22 protein-coding genes and 1 tRNA gene are annotated in these 19,440 nt (G+C 38.7%); 5 read left to right on the top strand and 18 right to left on the bottom strand.

Going from position 1 to position 19,440, the window contains the following annotated elements:
- Positions 1-305: 305 nt before the first annotated feature.
- From ACTF6W_RS09300 to gatC, 5 genes are all read right to left on the bottom strand, one after another.
- Positions 306-395: transfer RNA gene (locus tag ACTF6W_RS09300), tRNA-Ser, on the bottom strand.
- A 181-nt stretch (positions 396-576) separates the two neighbouring features.
- Positions 577-846: a hypothetical protein gene (locus tag ACTF6W_RS09305; RefSeq protein WP_438994263.1), complete on the bottom strand. Its 270-nt coding sequence runs from the start codon at positions 844-846 to the stop codon at positions 577-579.
- 359 nt (positions 847-1,205) lie between these two features.
- Positions 1,206-2,690, bottom strand: coding sequence for an Asp-tRNA(Asn)/Glu-tRNA(Gln) amidotransferase subunit GatB (gene gatB, locus ACTF6W_RS09310; RefSeq protein ID WP_438994264.1), 1,485 nt, complete (start codon positions 2,688-2,690; stop codon positions 1,206-1,208).
- Between the two features lie 2 nt (positions 2,691-2,692).
- Complete coding sequence (gene gatA, locus ACTF6W_RS09315) at positions 2,693-4,171, bottom strand: Asp-tRNA(Asn)/Glu-tRNA(Gln) amidotransferase subunit GatA (protein ID WP_438994265.1); 1,479 nt, start codon at positions 4,169-4,171, stop codon at positions 2,693-2,695.
- 9 nt (positions 4,172-4,180) lie between these two features.
- The gene (gene gatC, locus ACTF6W_RS09320; protein WP_438994266.1) at positions 4,181-4,468 is read right to left on the bottom strand and encodes an Asp-tRNA(Asn)/Glu-tRNA(Gln) amidotransferase subunit GatC; all 288 of its coding nucleotides are present in this window, start codon (positions 4,466-4,468) and stop codon (positions 4,181-4,183) included.
- A gap of 191 nt (positions 4,469-4,659) precedes the next feature.
- On the opposite strand from gatC, the gene ACTF6W_RS09325 reads away from it, so the two are divergent.
- Positions 4,660-5,088: a MarR family winged helix-turn-helix transcriptional regulator gene (locus ACTF6W_RS09325; RefSeq protein ID WP_438994267.1), complete on the top strand. Its 429-nt coding sequence runs from the start codon at positions 4,660-4,662 to the stop codon at positions 5,086-5,088.
- 61 nt (positions 5,089-5,149) lie between these two features.
- On the top strand, positions 5,150-5,500 hold the full coding sequence (locus ACTF6W_RS09330) for a hypothetical protein (RefSeq protein ID WP_438994268.1): 351 nt from the start codon (positions 5,150-5,152) through the stop codon (positions 5,498-5,500).
- A 116-nt stretch (positions 5,501-5,616) separates the two neighbouring features.
- Here the strand turns inward: ACTF6W_RS09330 and ACTF6W_RS09335 are convergent, their stop codons facing one another.
- The 3 genes from ACTF6W_RS09335 to ACTF6W_RS09345 form a co-directional block, all read right to left on the bottom strand.
- Entirely contained in the window at positions 5,617-5,877 is a 261-nt protein-coding gene (locus tag ACTF6W_RS09335) for a hypothetical protein (RefSeq protein WP_438994269.1), read from the bottom strand.
- Between the two features lie 32 nt (positions 5,878-5,909).
- Complete coding sequence (locus tag ACTF6W_RS09340) at positions 5,910-7,970, bottom strand: TonB-dependent receptor (RefSeq protein ID WP_438994270.1); 2,061 nt, start codon at positions 7,968-7,970, stop codon at positions 5,910-5,912.
- A gap of 82 nt (positions 7,971-8,052) precedes the next feature.
- Complete coding sequence (locus ACTF6W_RS09345; RefSeq protein ID WP_438994271.1) at positions 8,053-8,535, bottom strand: Lrp/AsnC family transcriptional regulator; 483 nt, start codon at positions 8,533-8,535, stop codon at positions 8,053-8,055.
- Positions 8,536-8,750: 215 nt separating this feature from the next.
- On the opposite strand from ACTF6W_RS09345, the gene rocF reads away from it, so the two are divergent.
- Positions 8,751-9,686, top strand: a complete 936-nt coding sequence (rocF, locus tag ACTF6W_RS09350; RefSeq protein WP_438994272.1) for an arginase — start codon at positions 8,751-8,753, stop codon at positions 9,684-9,686.
- 171 nt (positions 9,687-9,857) lie between these two features.
- Here rocF and era read toward each other — a convergent pair whose 3' ends face one another.
- The 10 genes from era to folK all read right to left on the bottom strand — a co-directional run bounded on the left by era (position 9,858) and on the right by folK (position 18,045).
- Positions 9,858-10,772, bottom strand: a complete 915-nt coding sequence (gene era / locus ACTF6W_RS09355) for a GTPase Era (RefSeq protein ID WP_438994273.1) — start codon at positions 10,770-10,772, stop codon at positions 9,858-9,860.
- An 18-nt stretch (positions 10,773-10,790) separates the two neighbouring features.
- Positions 10,791-11,471, bottom strand: coding sequence for a ribonuclease III (gene rnc / locus ACTF6W_RS09360; protein ID WP_438994274.1), 681 nt, complete (start codon positions 11,469-11,471; stop codon positions 10,791-10,793).
- A gap of 9 nt (positions 11,472-11,480) precedes the next feature.
- A complete protein-coding gene (gene lepB, locus ACTF6W_RS09365; protein WP_438994275.1) occupies positions 11,481-12,275 on the bottom strand; it encodes a signal peptidase I in 795 nt (264 codons plus the stop codon).
- A gap of 68 nt (positions 12,276-12,343) precedes the next feature.
- On the bottom strand, positions 12,344-12,745 hold the full coding sequence (acpS, locus tag ACTF6W_RS09370) for a holo-ACP synthase (protein WP_438994276.1): 402 nt from the start codon (positions 12,743-12,745) through the stop codon (positions 12,344-12,346).
- A 39-nt stretch (positions 12,746-12,784) separates the two neighbouring features.
- The gene (locus tag ACTF6W_RS09375) at positions 12,785-13,519 is read right to left on the bottom strand and encodes a pyridoxine 5'-phosphate synthase (protein ID WP_438994277.1); all 735 of its coding nucleotides are present in this window, start codon (positions 13,517-13,519) and stop codon (positions 12,785-12,787) included.
- Positions 13,519-14,103: a DUF2062 domain-containing protein gene (locus ACTF6W_RS09380; protein WP_438994278.1), complete on the bottom strand. Its 585-nt coding sequence runs from the start codon at positions 14,101-14,103 to the stop codon at positions 13,519-13,521. The genes ACTF6W_RS09375 and ACTF6W_RS09380 overlap by 1 nt, the downstream gene beginning before the upstream one ends.
- A 15-nt stretch (positions 14,104-14,118) precedes the next feature.
- Positions 14,119-14,706, bottom strand: coding sequence for an orotate phosphoribosyltransferase (gene pyrE, locus ACTF6W_RS09385; protein ID WP_438994279.1), 588 nt, complete (start codon positions 14,704-14,706; stop codon positions 14,119-14,121).
- 19 nt (positions 14,707-14,725) lie between these two features.
- Positions 14,726-16,876 carry a RelA/SpoT family protein gene (locus ACTF6W_RS09390; protein ID WP_438994280.1) on the bottom strand — a complete coding sequence of 717 codons (2,151 nt, stop codon included), beginning with the start codon at positions 16,874-16,876 and terminating at the stop codon, positions 14,726-14,728.
- Between the two features lie 110 nt (positions 16,877-16,986).
- Complete coding sequence (gene rpoZ, locus ACTF6W_RS09395; protein ID WP_438994281.1) at positions 16,987-17,403, bottom strand: DNA-directed RNA polymerase subunit omega; 417 nt, start codon at positions 17,401-17,403, stop codon at positions 16,987-16,989.
- Positions 17,404-17,508: 105 nt separating this feature from the next.
- A complete protein-coding gene (folK, locus tag ACTF6W_RS09400; RefSeq protein WP_438994282.1) occupies positions 17,509-18,045 on the bottom strand; it encodes a 2-amino-4-hydroxy-6-hydroxymethyldihydropteridine diphosphokinase in 537 nt (178 codons plus the stop codon).
- 161 nt (positions 18,046-18,206) lie between these two features.
- Here folK and ACTF6W_RS09405 point away from each other — a divergent pair, with 161 nt between their 5' ends.
- Entirely contained in the window at positions 18,207-18,761 is a 555-nt protein-coding gene (locus ACTF6W_RS09405) for a LabA-like NYN domain-containing protein (protein WP_438994283.1), read from the top strand.
- Positions 18,761-19,435 (top strand): uracil-DNA glycosylase, encoded by a 675-nt coding sequence (locus ACTF6W_RS09410; protein WP_438994284.1) that lies wholly within the window; start codon positions 18,761-18,763, stop codon positions 19,433-19,435. Before ACTF6W_RS09405 ends, ACTF6W_RS09410 begins: the two co-directional genes overlap by 1 nt.
- Positions 19,436-19,440: the final 5 nt, after the last annotated feature.

The following is a 19,440-nucleotide window of genomic DNA, read 5'->3' on the forward strand; positions in this document are numbered from 1 at the left end:
CTATCGGAGATTAATACTTATCAGTGTCTGTCCGTCAGGGTTGACAACTTAAATGGTTCTTCAATTATGGGCCAGTGTAATATACTCTTGAGGATACCCCCGTGGCCCATCCCCCACCCCTGGAAAATCACAATTAGATCACAATTAGATCACAATGAGTAGTGCAATTCTAACTAAATAGTGTAATATATAATCACTGTACCTAAGAGTAATTACTGAGATTTATTTAGTTTTTTATTGTGTTGAAAAAGAGATATTACCGTTAAGGTACAATAGGTTATGTGAGCTGATATGTTAGAAAACAATGGCGGAGAGGAAGGGATTCGAACCCTCGAAGGCGTTACCACCTTACTCCCTTAGCAGGGGAGCGCTTTCGACCACTCAGCCACCTCTCCGCCGCCGTTTTTAGTGAAGCGAAGCTCTCTTGTCAAAGCATTTCTAATAAAAAATCAATTAAAGAAAAAAAGAAGGCATGGAAATAAATTCCATGCCATTCATAAGGTCAATATATATAGCAATGAGAATAGTAAAAAATTAAGAACTCAACTCTTTACTTATACTACAAAACTATACTTATTAATGTGTTACTACCCATTCGCGTGCTTTACGTTGCGCTTCAGAAATTTCCATATTTGACATTATGTCTGCCAATTCTGCACGATCAACTTGTGCACTGATCATTCCACGCATTGCTGCGAGATTAAACCATTTGTGTGCTTCGATATTATCTTGCTCAACACCATGACCAATTGAATATAAAATTCCTAAATCATAAAGTGCTTCTGCTTTACCCTTTTCCCCCGCTTCGATGCGATTTTGAATGTAATTTTGGTCTACCATTCCCATTATGCTTGCTCCTATATTAACTATAAAACTTGTTTTTTTTAATTTCAGCGCTTTTGGCGCGCCTTATGGTTAACAAAATTGGATTATAACCTTAAATAAATGGTTAACGGTTTGAAATTTATTGTAAACAATTGATATTAAAAGGAAAAATTATTAACCATTAAAAGTTAATATTCATGGAAAAGGTTAATTTTTCTCAATTAACGGCTTTTTTAAGTGATTCTTAGATAAAATTAGGATCGCTTTTTCTATAATGATAAGAAAGCATAAACCATTTTTTTTGAGCCGTTTAGAAAACATAAAAAATAAGCCGATGAAATATTCATCGGCTTATAAGAAAAATTATTAGATCGTATACCTTAACCGTCCAATTTTGGTTTTAGCAATTGATTAACAACTTGCGGGTTCGCTTTACCGCCTGTTTGCTTCATCACTTGACCAACAAAGAATCCATATAGCTTGTCTTTCCCACCGCGGTATTCTTCAACCTTATCAGCATTAACGGAAAGAATTTCATCAATCATAGCTTCAATTGCACCTGTATCGGAAACTTGTTTAAGCCCCTTCTCGTCTACAATCGTTTCAGGTGACTTCCCACTTTCAAGCATATTTTCAAATACTTCTTTGGCAATGCGTCCTGAAATTGTTCCCTCAACTTGAAGGTTTAAAAGCTCAGCCGCATTCTCAACTGAAACAGGGTTTTCTGAAATGGTTTTACCAAGTTTTTTCAACGCTCCAAATAGATCACTTGTAATCCAGTTTGAAACTAACTTTCCAAGCTCAGACACAGGTTTCCCTGTTTTGTCAACAGTCACAGCAAGCAACGTTTCAAAATAATCAGCATTTTCTTTCTCAGCAACCAACACACTCGCGTTATAAGGTGTAATGTGAAGGTCCGCGATAAAGCGTTCTTTCTTCGCATCTGCTAATTCTGGCATTTCTGCAGCTAACTCATCTACAAATTCTTGACTGAATTCTAATGGTAAAAGATCAGGATCAGGGAAATAACGATAATCATGCGCTTCTTCTTTTGAACGCATCGTTCGAGTGGTTCCTGTCGCCACTTCAAATAGACGTGTTTCCTGATCTACCGTTCCACCATCTTCAATTAAATCTATCTGACGACGAATTTCGCTCTCAACCACCTGCATCACATAACGAATGGAATTTACATTCTTTGTTTCTGTTCGCGTGCCTAATTCTTCGCCGGGACGACGCACGGAAACATTGACATCAGCGCGCATAGAGCCTTGATCCATATTGCCATCACAAGTTCCCGCATAACGAACCAGAGATCGAATTTTCTTAAAATACTCAGCCGCTTCTTCCGGTGTGCTCATATCAGGCTTTGAAACGATCTCCATAAGAGCAACACCAGAACGGTTTAAATCCACATAAGTCATAGTCGGATGTTGATCATGCATGGATTTTCCAGCATCTTGCTCAAGATGAAGTCTTTCAACACCAATAATTTTTGTTGAACCATCGGATAGTTCAATGGCTATTTCGCCTTCACCAACAATTGGGTCTTTAAACTGTGAAATTTGATAACCTTGTGGCAGATCAGCATAAAAATAATTTTTACGGTCAAATATACTGCGCAAATTTATTTCACAACCCATTGCAAGGCCTGTGCGCACCGCTTGTCGAACACATTCCTTGTTTATTACAGGAAGCATCCCCGGTTGCGCTGAGCAAACAAAACTCACCTGTGTATTCGGCTCCGCACCAAAAGTCGTCGCCGAACCAGAAAATAATTTAGCCTCAGATATAACTTGAGCATGGATTTCAAGCCCAATAACAGCTTCCCAATCACCTGTGGCACCTGGATATAGTTTTGTCATAATTACTCTCCCCACCACTTAGTTGGTTTATAATTGAATGATGCCGCACCTTCGAGCACGTCAGCCACATTTAAAAGTTGTTCTTCGCCAAATGCTTGACCGATCAATTGTAATCCTAGCGGCAAACCTTCTGCGCTAAGACCAGCAGGAACAGAAATACCTGGAAGTCCTGCTAATGAAGCCGGCACTGTAAAGACATCATTTAAATACATAGCAAGTGGATCTGATACTTTTTCACCTAGATTAAAAGCCGCACTTGGTGCTGTAGGTGTTAAAATAACATCACATTTTTGATATGCCGTTTTAAAATCATTCGCGATCAATGTACGTATTTTTTGTGCCTTTAAATAATAAGCATCATAATAACCCGCTGATAAAACATAAGTACCAATCAAGATTCGGCGTTTTACTTCATCACCGAAACCAGCAGCACGGGTTTTCTTATACATATCATCTAAACTATCCCCTGTTACTCTTAGGCCGTATTTAACACCGTCATAACGTGCGAGGTTTGATGAACACTCAGCTGGCGCGACAATATAATAAGTCGGTAGTGCATATTTCGTATGCGGTAAGCTAATGTCTACAATCTCAGCACCTGCTGATTTGAGCCACTCTTTACCTTGCGTCCAAAGGTTTTCTATTTCCTCAGGCATACCGTCGACACGATACTCACTTGGAATACCGACTTTAAGTCCACGAATGTCACCATTTAATGCAGCTTCATAATTAGGAACTGCTATATTTGTTGATGTGGAATCTTTCGGATCATATCCCGCCATGCTTTCCATCATAATAGCCGCATCGCGAACCGTCTTTGTTAGTGGTCCCGCCTGATCAAGAGAAGAGGCAAATGCAATCATTCCCCAGCGTGAGCAACGCCCATAGGTAGGCTTAAGCCCCACTAGGCCAGTAAACGATGCAGGCTGGCGAATTGACCCACCGGTATCCGTTCCCGTTGTTGCAATAGCAATATCCGCAGCAACAGCGGCAGAAGAGCCCCCCGATGACCCACCAGGAACCGTATTTTTATCAGATCCTTTCGCACGCCAGGGGTTTTTAACTGGGCCATAATAACTATTTTCATTTGATGACCCCATGGCAAATTCATCCATGTTGGTTTTCCCGAGCATCACAGCACCATCATCCCAAAGGTTTTGCGAAACCGTACTTTCATATTCTGGTTTAAATCCGTCAAGAATATGGCTACATGTTTGGCTATGAACACCCTTTGTACAATATAGATCCTTCATTCCTATCGGAATTCCCGTCATCCCTTTTGCATTTCCAGATTTGATTGTTTCATCAGCAGCTTTTGCCATATCCATGGCTTTGTCACAGGTCACTTCGATGAAACAGTTTAATTCTTTTGCTTCATTAATAGCACTTATATGTGCTTGCGTAATTTCAACGGAGGAAATGTCCCCTTTGTGTAATGCGTCTCTCGCTTCAGATAAAGTAAGTTTTGTTAGATCAGTCATTTCCCGTTCCTATTCAATAACTTTTGGCACAGCAAAAAATCCATGCTCTGATTGCGGGGCGTTTTTAAGAACTTGATCGCGATATCCGCCATCTGTAACTTTATCTTCGCGACGTGGAAGTGATGCATCAACGACACTGGTCATTGCTTCAACGCCATCAGTGTCAACTTCTGAAAGCTGCTCTACCCAATCAAGAATATTATTTAATTCGCCCACTGTACTTTCCAACTCATCTTCGGAAACCTCAATGCGGGCAAGATTTGCGATCTTCGCAACCGTTTCTTTATCAACTGACATATCAATGTGCTCTTTTCATTATTTCAAGCGAATTTAATTGCCGGAAACTAACACCAGAGGCTTCATTTCGCAAGAGTTATAGTAGTTTTCAGATACTAAAATTTTTTGCTTTTTTTAACACTTGACATACAAATATAAAAAGATTAATTAATACTTGAATAATCAAGTATATTTAAAGTAATTGGAAAAAAATGAATACAATAAATAAAAACAGCGAAACCGCAATAACATTGTGGGTAAAAACGGCATCCTTAACACGAAAAATGGACGCATCACTTGCATCAGTACACGGCATTGGGTTTCTCGAATATATCGTTCTTCATCGTTTAATAAATGCCCCCGGCAATGCTATGCGCAGAATTGATCTCGCTAATGCGATTTGCCGCACAGCGTCAGGAGTGACACGTATGCTTAGCCCGATGGAAAAAATTGGCCTTGTTGAAAAAGCAGATAATCCACGCGATGCTCGTGTAAGTCGAATTAAAATCACCAAAACTGGTGAAGAAATTTATCATGATGCGACAAATTCATTGAACGAAAAGTCTAATCAAGTCATGACACATGTTTCTGAAAAACAGATTGAAGGCATCATTGTATCCCTAGATCATATGAACTTGTGATATTTGCCATTCTTTAAAATATTTTATAAAGTAATTTCTCATAAATACTGGGAGAAAGAATTTGACAAGATTAATAACAATAGTGGCGACGGTTTTACTAATGATATCATCAGCAACTGCCGCTGATGTTGATGGAAATTGGAACGTAATGTTTTCAAGTGCAGAAGGTGGTGCAATGGTTCCAATGGAAATTAAAGTTGATGGTGAAAATGTTACCGCCATGGCGGATGGTGATGAATTAACCGGGACATATAAAGACGGTGAGTTAAAATTAAAGGGTCCTATGTATGTACCCGAAGCTGGTATGTCTGCAACATTAGATATGACCGCCAAACTAGAAGGTGAAGATCTCGTTGGAAAAGCGACATGGGACATGTATGTAGCAAGCGTGCTAGGAACAAGAACTGAATAAAATAAAATTCTGATTAAAGAGAGGTTAATTCAACCTCTCTTTTTTTTATTCTTTTTTATCGCTCCAAAGAAATTCACTTTTATAATTTAAAATTACCTTTTCCATTTGTGCGGCCATCATATTATACCCCCCTGCTCTAAAGACGCGAGCAATTGAATTTCAAGAGCATTGGATTTGCCCATAATTTCCCGGCGCCTGACGCCCGTTTCTTTTCCTGCTTTTTGAATAAGCGATTTTATTTCATCTAATAAATATGATTCGTACTGTTTCCCAGTAGTGGTTTCATCTGGAGCTTCAGGCGGCACATATCCTGGCTCACTTTTTCGCTTAAGCCATTCTTTAATTTTTATTTCAGATAATAAATCAAATAATTTCATCGCAGAACAAGTATACTTAATTAATGCAAAGATTAATATTTAATTTTAAAGCCTAGTCTTACGGTAAATGGTTCAACTGGGTGATAATGAATATCAGATACTGCATTGGCTTCGCCTTGCAGTTGAGATCCGTAAAAATAGGTTATATCTCTGTCGTTAGTTCCCAACAAATTAAAGATATTAAATTCAATCGTGTAATTTGAAATATCATAAGCGGCGCCAAAATTAACCAAAGTCGTTGATTCAGACCTGACACTATTATCTTCAATCAATGGGGCACTTCCAAAATGGCGTAAACGTAGACTTGCCGTTAAGCCATTATCAAGTGTCAGAGTTGTACCAGCACCAAGAACGGCACCTACAGAACCTGGAATATAATTATCATTATCCAAATTGAATTTTGCATCCGTCGTTGCTGCTGTGACATCAAAAGCAAGCCATTCATTAGCCTGCCAGAAGGCGGCCATTTCAACACCGTACCGTATTGAGCCGTCGTTAACTTCTGTCGTACCGGCGTCTCCCACAAAAACAAGTTCGCTATCAAGTTCAAGCCAGAAACCAGAAACAGTGAAATTAATATCAGCAGTTGGCGCAAATCTTATTCCAAGTTCACCGCCCCTATTCTTCGCAATGATGGGCACGTTCGGAACCGGGTCTCCTGATACTGGATCAACTGTAATCGCTGCGCCACGCACATCATTTGAATGAAAACCATGACCATAGTTTGCATAAACTTCTGCTTGCTCACTCAATCTATACGCTGCAGCAAACTTTGGACTAAGAACAATGTCATTTCCAGTGCCGGAATTAGCGGCTCTAATGGCATCAACAGAATAACTATATCGATCGGCACGTAATCCAGTAGTAATGCGAAGGTTTTCGCTTAAATAAAATTTCAAATCAGCATAAGTACCCAATGCCAACTCATCAACTTCATCATCACGAATGGTTTGAAATCTGATACGACTTTCAGTTTTATGAAGCCCAACTTCTGAAATATTATCATATCTTAGAGATCCGCCAAGCGTCCATACAACATCAATATCATCAAGCGTTAATTCATCCGAATATGAAATATTACCACCCCAAACTGAACGATTGTCAACTTGTTCAAACTCGTCCCCTCTGATCGGATTTTCAAGGAAATAAGTAAAGTTAGAAAAGAGATTAAAATCATAATATTGACCATATATTTGGGTTTTAAGGTTTTCTGTTTCAACCTTAGCAGATAATGTCATACGGGTCGTTTCACCGCCTAAGTCATCATCAAGATTTCCTCTTTCATCTATCAAGCCACTTGTAACTGCGCGAGAAGCAATTTGATCAGTAGCATTCCAAGTTGAATGATACGCAGTGGCCAATAGCTCTGATTTCATAAACCCATGATCACGACTATATTTTAACATGGCATTATATTTCTTTAAATCATCGTCAAGAACCCAAGGGCCATCATTTAATTGACCTTCTGCGGCAAATAATAAATTCCCGTCTGAAATTTCGGCACTACCGGCGCTGACAATTCTGTAATACCCATATTGACCAATGTTAATTTCGGTAAAGTTTTCATCTAAACTGTCATAGACATTAAACGTGGTTAATCCGGCAGATGAAAAATCACCAACTTCACTACTATAAGGCCCTTTTCGGTATTCAACTGTTTCAATAATTTCTGGAATAATGAAATTTAGATCAAGGTACCCCTGTCCGTGACCGTGTGTAGGCAAATTTATTGGCATTCCTTCTAATGTAGAAAGAAAATCCGTACCATGATCAAGGTTAAATCCTCTTAAGAAATATTGATTTGCTTTGCCTGAACCACTGTGCTGTGTTGCAACCATGCCCGGGATTACTTCAACTAACTCACCTACTCGCAATAATGGTCTTGTCGTAAAATCGTCATAACCAACTACACCGTCCGATGCCGATTCTGCGGTTCCAATTAATTGTTCCGCCCGACCGTAAGTTACGACACGATCAATATTATTCGCTTGGTCAAATTCGCTATTTTGAAAATCATTATCTTGCGCCCAAGAAATCGCTGGAACAAAAAAAATTGCTGCTGAATAATAAAAAATGCACTTAACTTTTGGCACAGGCCACCCCTCTTATTTGATGTTATAGTATAACAAAAAAGGTATGCCAAATTTATAAAAAAAGTTCAAGCACTAAAAAAGGTTACTCAACTAGTTTTTCGATGGAAAAGCCACTAAACGGTTTAGTATTTGCTAATACAACATGACCGCTAATATTTGCTGTTCCTTCCATTCTTTCAATCAATGCATCATTAAGTGCCAAATATCGCTTCATATCAGGACAAACAACGCGGAGAAAATAATCAAAGTTACCACTTACAGTATAACATTCTGTAATTTCCGGAAATTCTTCAACAGCACTGTTAAAGGTATCAAAGTTTTCATTGGTATGATCGTGCAAGCTGACCGTTAAAATAATGGTTACGGTTCGACATACTTTATCGAGATTAATATGCGCCATATATCGGTTTATATATTTCTCGTCTTCCAAGCGTCTTACACGCTGAAGGCAACTGCTAGGGGATAAATTCACTTTATTGGAAAGTTCATGATTGGTTATTCTTGCATCACTTTGAAGAATCGAAAGAATCTTCAGATCAATATGGTCAATAGCCTTTTTTTTCATAATTTCTCTTTCAATTATAAAGTTTTTATTTTCACATAAGCCTTGTATTATGGGGTTTATAAAACATAATTTACTATAAGACAAGCTTACCGAATAATATTTGGCATTTTCTTTAATAATAGTTATTTCATTTATGTAAAAGCCAGTAAGATGACTGAAAATTAGATACACTCACTAATAATTATCAATGCCAGCTATTTTAAAAGGGTTTTACGATGACAGATAAAGTTTCACTTATCGGTGTACCAAGCGATATCGGCGCAAGCGACCGTGGCGCATCAATGGGGCCAGAAGCATTACGTGTAGCAGGACTTGCAAAGATGCTTATTAAGCAAGGTTGCGAAGTTCGCGATATCGGTGATCTAAACGGCCCTGAAAACCCTGAACTTCCGCCAAAAGACGGTTATCGACATTTAGATGAAAATGTCGCATGGGCAAATAAAATATCAGATGCAATCTATTCTGAAATGAATGATGGGCATTTTCCAATAATGATGGGGGGCGACCATGCGATGTCAATTGGCTCTGTTGCCGCGGTTGCAAAATACTGTGCAGAGAAAAATCGTCCCATTTGCATTTTATGGATTGATGCACATGCAGATTATAATACGAATGACACTTCACCCTCTGGAAATATCCATGGTATGCCTGTGGCTGTTGCTACTGGCCTTGGGCATCCTGATTTACTATCTGTAGGCCATGCCATACCAATGGTTGCACCAGAAAATGTTTATCAAATCGCCATACGTTCCGTAGACCATAATGAAAAAAAATTGGTTATTGAAAGTGGTATTAATGTTTATGATATGCGACGTATTGATGAAATTGGTATTCGCCAAACAATGCAAGAAATTTTACATGAAGTGTCAGAAAAAGGCGCACATCTCCATGTTAGTTTTGATGTGGATAGCCTTGACCCTTCTATTGCACCAGGAGTTGCAACAACAATTCCAGGCGGCTTAACATATCGGGAAGCACAGCTTTGCATGGAAATGATTCATGATAGTGGCCTTATGGGTTCTTTGGATATTGCAGAAATTAATCCTGCACTTGATACAAACAATAGCACTGCTAAAATCGCCGTTGATCTAACAGCGAGCCTTTTTGGTCGTCAAATATTTCCAATTCATTCACTTTACCAAGGCGAATAAATATTCTTACAAAAGGAAATAATCAAACAAAAAGACGAAATTATAGGAAAAGGAATGTTCATCTGTATAGAGCTTCTTAAGTCAGTTTGGCTTGCCCGCCCTTATTGTGAAGCTCTGTTAAAAAAGCATGCTTTACAAAGAAGTCCTATGAGTCTGTGATTAGATTAGCACTTATTTAATCCAATCAAGTCCCATATTACGGTAACGTTCTTTATCATCGCTCCAACCTTTTCTTACCTTTACGAATAGGAATAGATGTACTTTGCGGTCAAGTAGCTCCTCTAGCTCCTCACGGGCCATTTTACCGATCACTTTAAGGCCCCGCCCTCCCTTGCCGATAACAATTTTCTTCTGACTATCTCGTTCTACATATATGACTTGTTCTATGCGTACACTGCCATCTTTTAATTCTTTCCACCTTTCGGTTTCAATTGTCGCGGCATAAGGAAGTTCTTCATGAAAACGCATAAAAAACTTCTCACGAGTTATCTCGGCTGCCAACATACGCTCGGTAATATCTGTTAAGTGATCTTCAGGATATAACCAAGGGCTTTTGGGAAGAAATTCAGCAATCTTATCTTGTAAATCATCAAGGCCATTTCCCGTTTTTGCTGAAATCATCAAGGTTTCATTAAATTCAGCCAGTTCATTTAATTCTTTAGTTTTTGCAAGCAAACTATCACGTTTTATAAGATCAATTTTATTTAACACAAGAACGGTTTTCTTGCCGCTTTTATTTAAACCTTCTGCTATTGCACGGGTACTATCATCAATGCGTAAAGTCGCATCAACCATAAAGACAACAACATCCGCGTCATTGGCCCCTTCCCATGCAGCAGCAACCATGGCACGTTCTAATCTCTTTTTGGGTGCAAAAATACCCGGCGTATCGACAAAAACCATCTGGTTGTCGCCATAAACCGCAACACCAATAAGCCTTGACCTTGTGGTTTGTACTTTTTGGGTAACAATCGCAATTTTGCTTCCGACAAGCGAATTTAACAATGTTGATTTGCCTGCGTTCGGTGCACCAACAAGTGCAACAAAACCGCAACGCTTATCTAATTGATTTAAATCAACGTTCATATATATCTCTCAATTTTTTTAAATTTTCCATTCGGACTTTAATCTTTTTAATATCTTTTCTGCAGCTAACTGTTCAGCATCTCTCTTCGAAAAACCTTTTGCTGTTTCTTCGCCTTCTCCTTGTACACTTACGACTATTGTAAATGTTGGTTGATGATCAGGCCCCTTCTTGTCTATGGTTGTATAGACAGGAGTACTTTTCCCCCGTGACTGCACCAACTCTTGGAGTCTGGTTTTCGCATCTCTTTTTGCGACTTTAACGTTATGCGCCATCTCATGCCAAAATTTTCTTATAAATTTCTCTGCTTCTAGATAACCAGCCTCAAGATAAATTGCGCCAATAACCGATTCACAAACATCTGCGATGATTGTTTCTCTTTTACGCCCCCCAGTGTCTTCACTGCTTTTTGCCATATGGATAAAATCGCCTAAATTCAAGTCTGCCGCAATTTTGGCGCAAGCCTCTCGGCGAACCAAATTAGTATGCCGACTAGCCAACCCGCCCTCGTCTGCATTTGGGTGTAGCTCAAACATCCATGCGGCAATGGCTAATCCTAATACACGGTCTCCAATAAACTCTAGACGCTGATAGCTAGGGGTTCCTTCAAGACTTGGATGCGTTAGAGCCTCTCTAATGAGGCTCTCATCTTTAAATGAATATCCAAGTATTTCATATAGCTCTGAATATTGACTACTCAAATTAAGTCCCTAATTGATTGCGGAGAAAAAGCGGTCTCTTCGTTCAGCTGGGAACCATTTCCAGAACTCCCATAGCGCACTTTTATTATCAAATGAAAGCGTCAACCATTTTGCTTTACCAACTATATTTTCATAAGGCACAAACCCTACTCCAATATTGCTTGGCCAGCGGCTATCCATTGAATTATCACGATTATCCCCCATGGCAAAATAGTGCCCTTCTGGTACTATAAAGACTTCGGTATTATCGGCAAGTGGACGATGTTCAATGTTAAGAGTGATATAAGATTTACCGTTAGGCATGGTTTCTTCGTACTGTTCAAATCGTTCTTCACGGCCATATTCATTAATGCGAACATAGTCATCCAATTTGATGCGAGGCACAGCGGCGCCATTTAATTGTAGCTCTCCATTTACCATTTGAATTTTATCGCCCGGGGCGCCAACAATTCTTTTGATATAATAGGTTCCAGGATCACGCGGCAATCTAAACACCACAACATCGCCGCGCTCAACGTCATCGGCAAAAACTCTTCCAGGGATAAGTGGCAGACTAAAGGGAAGTGAGTGTTTAGAAAACCCATAAGAGGATTTATTAACCAGAAGAAAATCACCAACCATCAAGTTATTCAACATAGATTCTGACGGAATTGAAAAGGGTTGCAAAACAAAAGTTCTAAAGGAGATCGCGATTATAAAAGCATAAAAGATCGTTCTAAAAAACTCTCCCCAAGTTTCATCATCCTTAAGTAGCGCTTTTTCTGCGCTTTCTTTAACTGTTTTCTTATTTTCGTTACTGTCCATAAACTAAATTCACTTATTTTATAATATATCTATTTCTTAGCCAAACACTAAGGGTTTTGAAGAACTTATCAACATTTAACTGCAGTGAGTATAACTATCGCCTGCGCTAAGGGGTATTCATCCGTCAAACTTAAATCGATTTGCGCTTCCATGCCGTCGGGTGTTAATGACTTTAATTTATTTAATGCTCCACCAGATAATTTCAACGAAGGCTTGCCTAATTCGTCATTTATTACTTCCATATCTTTCCAAAACACACCTTGCGCAAATCCTGTGCCTAACGCTTTAGAACATGCTTCCTTAGCTGCAAATCTTTTAGCAAAATTTGAAGCCTTATTACCTTTAGATTTTGCATATGCAATCTCGCCGTCCGTAAAGATACGCTTCATAAACCGTCCGTCAAATCGGTCAATAGATTTTTCTATACGCCTAATATCCGTTAAGTCATTACCAAGGCCAATAATTTTCATAAAACATTTCCTTTATGGCATAAAAATGACATCTATGGTTTAACCTCTAGCCTTATCCATTAACTCGCGCATTTTTAAGATAGTTTCTTCTAGACCAACAAATATTGCTTCCCCCATAAGGAAATGGCCAATATTAAACTCTGTAAATTCAGGAATTTTTGCGACCGCTTCAACGGTGTCATAGTTAAGCCCATGCCCTGCGTGGACTTCTAAGTTGATTTCACCACAATATTTTGCGCCTGCTCTTAACCTTTCGAGTTCATCTTCCTGATTTTTACCTTCAGCATCAACATAAGATCCTGTATGCAATTCAACTTTATCAGCACCCAATTCTTTAGAAGCTTTAATTTGATCTAAATCTGGATCAATGAATAGCGAAACACTTACTCCTGCTTGCTTTAATTTTCCTATGCAAACTTTCAAATTATCGTAGCCACCAATAACATCAAGACCACCCTCAGTGGTCAACTCTTCTCTCTTTTCGGGAACGATACAAGCGGATGCTGGTTTTAATCTAGAAGCGATTTTAAGCATCTCTTCTGTAGCTGCCATTTCAAAATTGAGCGGAATAGAAATATTTGCCATTAATCTTTCAATGTCTTCATCAACAATATGACGCCTATCTTCACGAAGATGGGCCGTAATCCCATCTGCACCAGCTTCTTCTGCAAGCAAGGCTGCCCTTAATGGATCTGGATGAAATCCACCTCTCGCGTTTCTAACTGTTGCAACATGATCAATATTGACACCAAGACGAATTCGATCTTCAGCCATTAGTCGATAACCTTTCTATTCTTTTGACGCCTTTTAAGTTGTTTAATTTTATATTCCGAAACCAATTTATATATTGGCCAATAAATAAAAAACCATAATGAAGCACCAATAATAGTACCCCCTAATAGCATAGGAAAGAAAATAGTTTCTAAAAAAGGACCTAATGTATTTAATGGGTCGTTCACTAAATCAACAATAGTAAAATTACCAAACATTTTATCCAATTGTCCCATTAAATCATTTGTTGACGTACCAACTAATAAATTGATACCTACATTGTAGCTAGCCGCCCAAATAAAAGGAAAAGTCCAAGGGTTTCCAACCGCAGTACCAATTGCAGAAGTTAATATATTACCCCGCACAATCCATGCAATTATTGCCGCAAAAATAAAATGGAACCCTACAAATGGCGTAAAGGAAACCGCCGCGCCCGAAGCAAAGCCAGCGGCGATCGCATAAGGCGAACCATCAATACGCGCAAGTCGGTGCTTCATATAATGCCCCGCACGACGCCATCCGGCTGAAGGCCATAAGAATTCTCTTACCTTGATTAAAAATGATTGTTTTTTTCGGCGCCTAAACAAGGGCTTTCCCCCTGATTATTTTTTTAGATCTCTACTGCCAGGCTTTACTGCATCTGTTCCTTCTAAATGATCTGGAAGGTTATCTTTATCATAAGCCGCAATTTCAAGGCCAATAAGCGAGACCAAAGGAACTCCTAAATCTATCTTTCCATTACTCCGGTCAATAAGACAGCTGGCCGCAACAACATTGCCACCAAATTTATTAATTGTTTCAATGCACTCTTTTGATGAAAGCCCAGTGGTCACTATATCTTCAGCCATTAAAACATTTGCACCCTTTGGAATTTCGAACCCTCTTCTAAGTTCAAACTCACCATCAACACGTTCAGTAAAAATCGATGGCACCCCTAGCTGTCGCCCCATTTCATAGCCAACAATTACGCCACCCATTGCAGGAGAAACCACAATATCAATTTTCTTATCAATAGTAGCATTAATTTTTTCTGCTAAAGCTTTACAAATCCTAGCGCCTCTCTCAGGATCCATCATAACACGGGCACATTGCAAATACATTTCACTATGAAGTCCCGAAGAGAGTAAAAAGTGCCCTTCTAACAATGCATTAGCATCTCTAAATTCATTTAAAACTTCTTCTTTATTCATGATAATCTTTCGTATTTCTTTATGTATATGCGCGCTCAATTGAATTGATATATTTGCTTGCTTGAAGTGCCGTAATCACATCCGTTAAATGTTTAGCATCTCTGACCTCAAGATCAAGCTCAATCCGAAAAATATCTATCGATCTTTCAATGAACTTTACGTTCGTTACATTTCCTTGGTCTTTTGCAATCAATAAAAGAACAGACGCTAATGCCCCAGATACATGCTTAAGAGTTATATTAACTCGAGCAATATGAATTGAGGATTTGTTTTCCGGATATTGCCATGATAGGTCAAGCCAATCTTCTGGCGTGTCCGTATAAACCTCAAGAGCTTCACAATCGATCGTGTGGACCATTATCCCCTTACCTTCAGCAACAATGCCAACTATTCTATCTCCTGGAATGGGATGGCAACATTTAGAAATATGAACATCCAGGCCAGGGGTTAATCCTTTAATTGGCAACTGATTGTCACCCGCTTTGTGGGGACGGCTTTTATCAACAACGATTGCCGAAGTGGAAATAGTATCCTGCTTATTCTTTAAGCTCGGAAACACAATTTCTAAAACCGCGCGATCAGAAAGTTCACCACTTCCAACTTTTTCAAAAACTGTCGCTGATCCACCTTTTAAATTCAACTTTTTTGCCACGGCTGTAATGGCTTTCTTAGTATAGTCTCGCTCTTCTTGCTCAAAACTAAGTTTGAGAATTTCTTCACCTTGGGTGATATTTTCTTTTTTCTTTTGCTGCCTTGTATACCGACGTATTGCAGCCTTTGCCTTTCCAGTGACAACGAAGTCGGCCCAATTCTGATGGGGTATTTGAGCTTTAGATCTCAAAATTTCAACTTGATCACCATTCGCCAATATTCTGTTAAGTTGTGCTGGTTCGCCGTTTACTTTTCCGCCCACACATGTGTCACCAACATTTGTATGAACTGCATAAGCAAAATCAACAACTGTTGAACCTGCAGGAAGGTTGATTAATTCTCCTTTTGGTGTAAAGCAAAAAACCTGATTTTGATACATTGCAATTTTTGTATGTTCTAAGAACTCTTCAGGATCTGCCGCATGCTCTAAAATTTCTAATAAATCCTGCAACCAGCGATAATGAACATTATCTTTTTTTGAACCTTCATTTTTATATCGCCAATGGGCAGCAACCCCTTTTTCAGCAATAATATCCATCTCTGTAGATCTGATTTGCACTTCGATCCGTTTTCTTTGTGGTCCGATGACAACTGTATGAATTGATTGATACCCATTTGGCTTGGGCATAGATATATAATCCTTAAGAAGCCCAGGCACCGCTTGCCATGTATTGTGAATGACCCCTAGCGCTTTATAACATTCTGCAACATCATCAACAATCACACGAAAAGCGAATAAATCCGCCTGATTTTCAAGACTTACATTTCTAAATGTAATTTTTTTCCAAATTGAATAGGGCTGCTTTCGTCTACCGACCACTTCAGCATCAAGGAAATTATCAGCAAATATTTTTTCTAATTCCCTAATCACTTCATCACGAACATTTTCGGTATTAGAGTATAAATAATCTAAGCGTTTCATGATTGATTCGTGTGCTTCTGGATAAACATGCGGAAATGCAAGATCCTCAAGTTCATTCATCAATTCCTGCATTCCTATCCGTTCGGCAAGTGGCGCATAAATATCAAGTGTTTCACGAGAAATTCGCGCCCTCTTTTCAGGTTTCTTAATATAATGAAGCGTACGCATGTTATGAAGACGGTCAGCAAGCTTAACAAGCAAAACCCTTATGTCATTAGACATTGCCAATAAGAATTTTCTAAAATTTTCGGCTTGTTTTGAAGTTTCTGATGTATATTCAAGTTCAGATAATTTTGTAACACCATCGACCATTTTGGCTATTTCTAAGCCAAATAATTCTTCTATCTGCTCATATGTAGCAACTGTGTCTTCTATTGTATCATGCAAAAGCGCAGTGACAATCGTATCACAATCAAGTTGCATTCCTGTCAAAATACCCGCTACTTCTAGCGGATGAGAAAAATAAGGGTCACCGCTAGCACGTTTCTGCATTCCGTGTGCTTTCATTGAAAACACATAAGCCCTATTTAGAAGCATTTCGTCTAAATCTGGGTCGTATGCTTTAACCATATCAATCAATTCAAATTGACGTATCATGAAATCAATTCCATCTTATTTTTCTATTTATGCATACTGTACAAAAAAAGACTTGCTGAGAACACCTCAAACAAGTCTTTTTTTTGAAAAATTTTTATTGGCGTTGAAACTTATGCTTCGCTATCACCTTTTAATGCCGCCTCAAACTCTGCTGCTGCATCAGCTTCCGCAGTTGCGATGTCATTTTTAACTTCCGTGGCAACCTTAGCAAGGTTATCAGCAGTCATATCCTGGTTATTTTCAGAGAGCTTCTGTTCAGCTAAAAGAAGTGAGATATCATCTTCTTCAGGCTCATCAACTTCAACATGCTTTTGAAGTCCATAAAGTACAGCTTCTTGAAGATCATCAGCAACAATAGTTTCATCGGCAATTTCACGAAGTGCCACAACAGGGTTCTTATCGTTATCACGTTCAACAGTGATTGGTGCCCCTGCAGAAATCTGACGTGCACGACGTGCAGCTAGCAACACAAGATCAAAACGGTTTGTGACTTTATCTTCACAATCTTCTACGGTAACGCGTGCCATATTGCACATTCTCCATATAATATTAATTTTGCCTTATTGGCATACAAAGATGGGCTTATACAATTCCTAAGCCATTCTGTAAAGTCGCTATATTGATAATTTAACCTATTTTTCAGATAAAAGCCGCACTATTCCGACTGAAACTAGGTCATCAAGCAATTTTTGAGTATTTTTCTTGAAAATTGGGTGTTGCCAATCGGCTGCGACATCACTCATGGGAATCAGAACAAAGTCTCTTTCATGTAATCTGATATGTGGAATAATTACACCTTTTAGCACTTCTTCTTTTACTTTTTTCAACCATATTTTTTCATTTGGAACGATAAGATCATTATAACATAATAAATCAAGATCAATAATGCGCGCTTCCCATCTTTCTTTTCTAACTCTTCCCAACTCATTTTCAACATCATGTAAAATGTTTAATAGATTATCGGCAGCAAAAGATGTTTCAACTCGAATGGCTGCATTTACAAACCATGGCTGGTCAGATTTTGGAACAGGTTCAGTTTCATAAAAATTTGAAACTTTTCTAACATCCAAACCTTTCTCACGTAGCAATGAAATCGCAGCTTCTAAAATCTCTTTCGACGTTAAATATTTCTCTGTCGTAAGGTTGCTGCCTAATCCTATAACTATCATTTTATCAATCTACTCTAATAAATCGTCATGAAACTATATGATGAGGACTTGAGAAACCAGAAAAAACGAATACCCCCAACTTATGGTTTCAGAATTTCTTTAAAAATAACCCCTTTCGTGTTACAATTTGGAATATTTTATTTATATTTTAGGAATTTATTATGTTATTTTATCCCGATGAAAAATTGGCGATCTTTATTGATGGCTCGAACCTTTTTGCGACTGCAAAATCACTTAACTTTGATATCGATTATAGCAGATTACGTCGTTATTTTGCCGACAAAAGTCGATTAGTGCGCGCCAATTATTATACGGCACTCATCGAAGATGCCGATTATTCTCCCCTTCGTCCGCTAGTTGATTGGTTAGACTATAACGGTTACACCATGATCACGAAACCAACCAAAGAATTTACAGACGCACACGGTGATAAACGCATTAAAGGTAATATGGATATGGAGCTGGCCATTGATATGATGGGCATGGCTGAACATGTTGACCATATGGTTTTATTTTCAGGCGATGGAGATTTTAGAAGATTGGTAGAAGCGGTACAAAGACGAGGCGTGCGTGTTTCCGTTGTCAGTAGCACAAAAACCAACCCTTCAATGATAGCTGATGAATTAAGAAGACAAGCTGATAGTTTTATTGAAATTGCAAATATGGAAGAGGCCTTTGGTCGCCAGGCATCATCTGATGAAATTGGTCATCCATAATGCGGGAAAATATTGACATCATTGAAAGACATCAAAAATCCCTACCGGGAAATGCCCCTTTAAATTGTAAAATGTGTCCTAGACTAGTTAAATTTAGAAATAGTAATATTGAAAAATTTCCAGAGTATTTTAATGGTCCTGTGCCTGCATTTGGCACAAAAGATGCTGAACTCTTGATCGTTGGATTAGCCCCCGGATTAAAAGGTGCTAATAGAACGGGCAGACCTTTTACGGGTGATTATGCCGGTGATCTATTATACCCAACATTACTTAAATTTGATTTTGCAAAAGGTGAATATGGTTCACGCATAGATGATGGTCTTTCTATGCATAAAGCTATGATTACTAATGCAGTGCGGTGCGTTCCACCGCAAAATAAAACCATCGGTGAAGAAGAGACAAATTGCCGCCCCTTTTTAATTGAACAAATAGAAAAAACGCCAAGCATAAAAATTATTCTTGCCTTGGGTGGCGTTGCCCATAATGCCGTGCTTTCAACATACGGCGAAAAAAAATCCGCCTTTAAATTTGCTCACAACCAGACACATGCTTTATCAAATGGTTTAAAACTAATCGATAGTTATCATTGTTCTCGATATAATACCAATACGGGACGGTTAACGACAGAAATGTTCGAAGATGTGTTTAAAAACATTCAAGAATTATTGGGCTAACCTCA

It is taken from the genome of Pseudemcibacter sp., assembly GCF_965661635.1.
Lineage (GTDB): Bacteria > Pseudomonadota > Alphaproteobacteria > Sphingomonadales > Emcibacteraceae > Pseudemcibacter.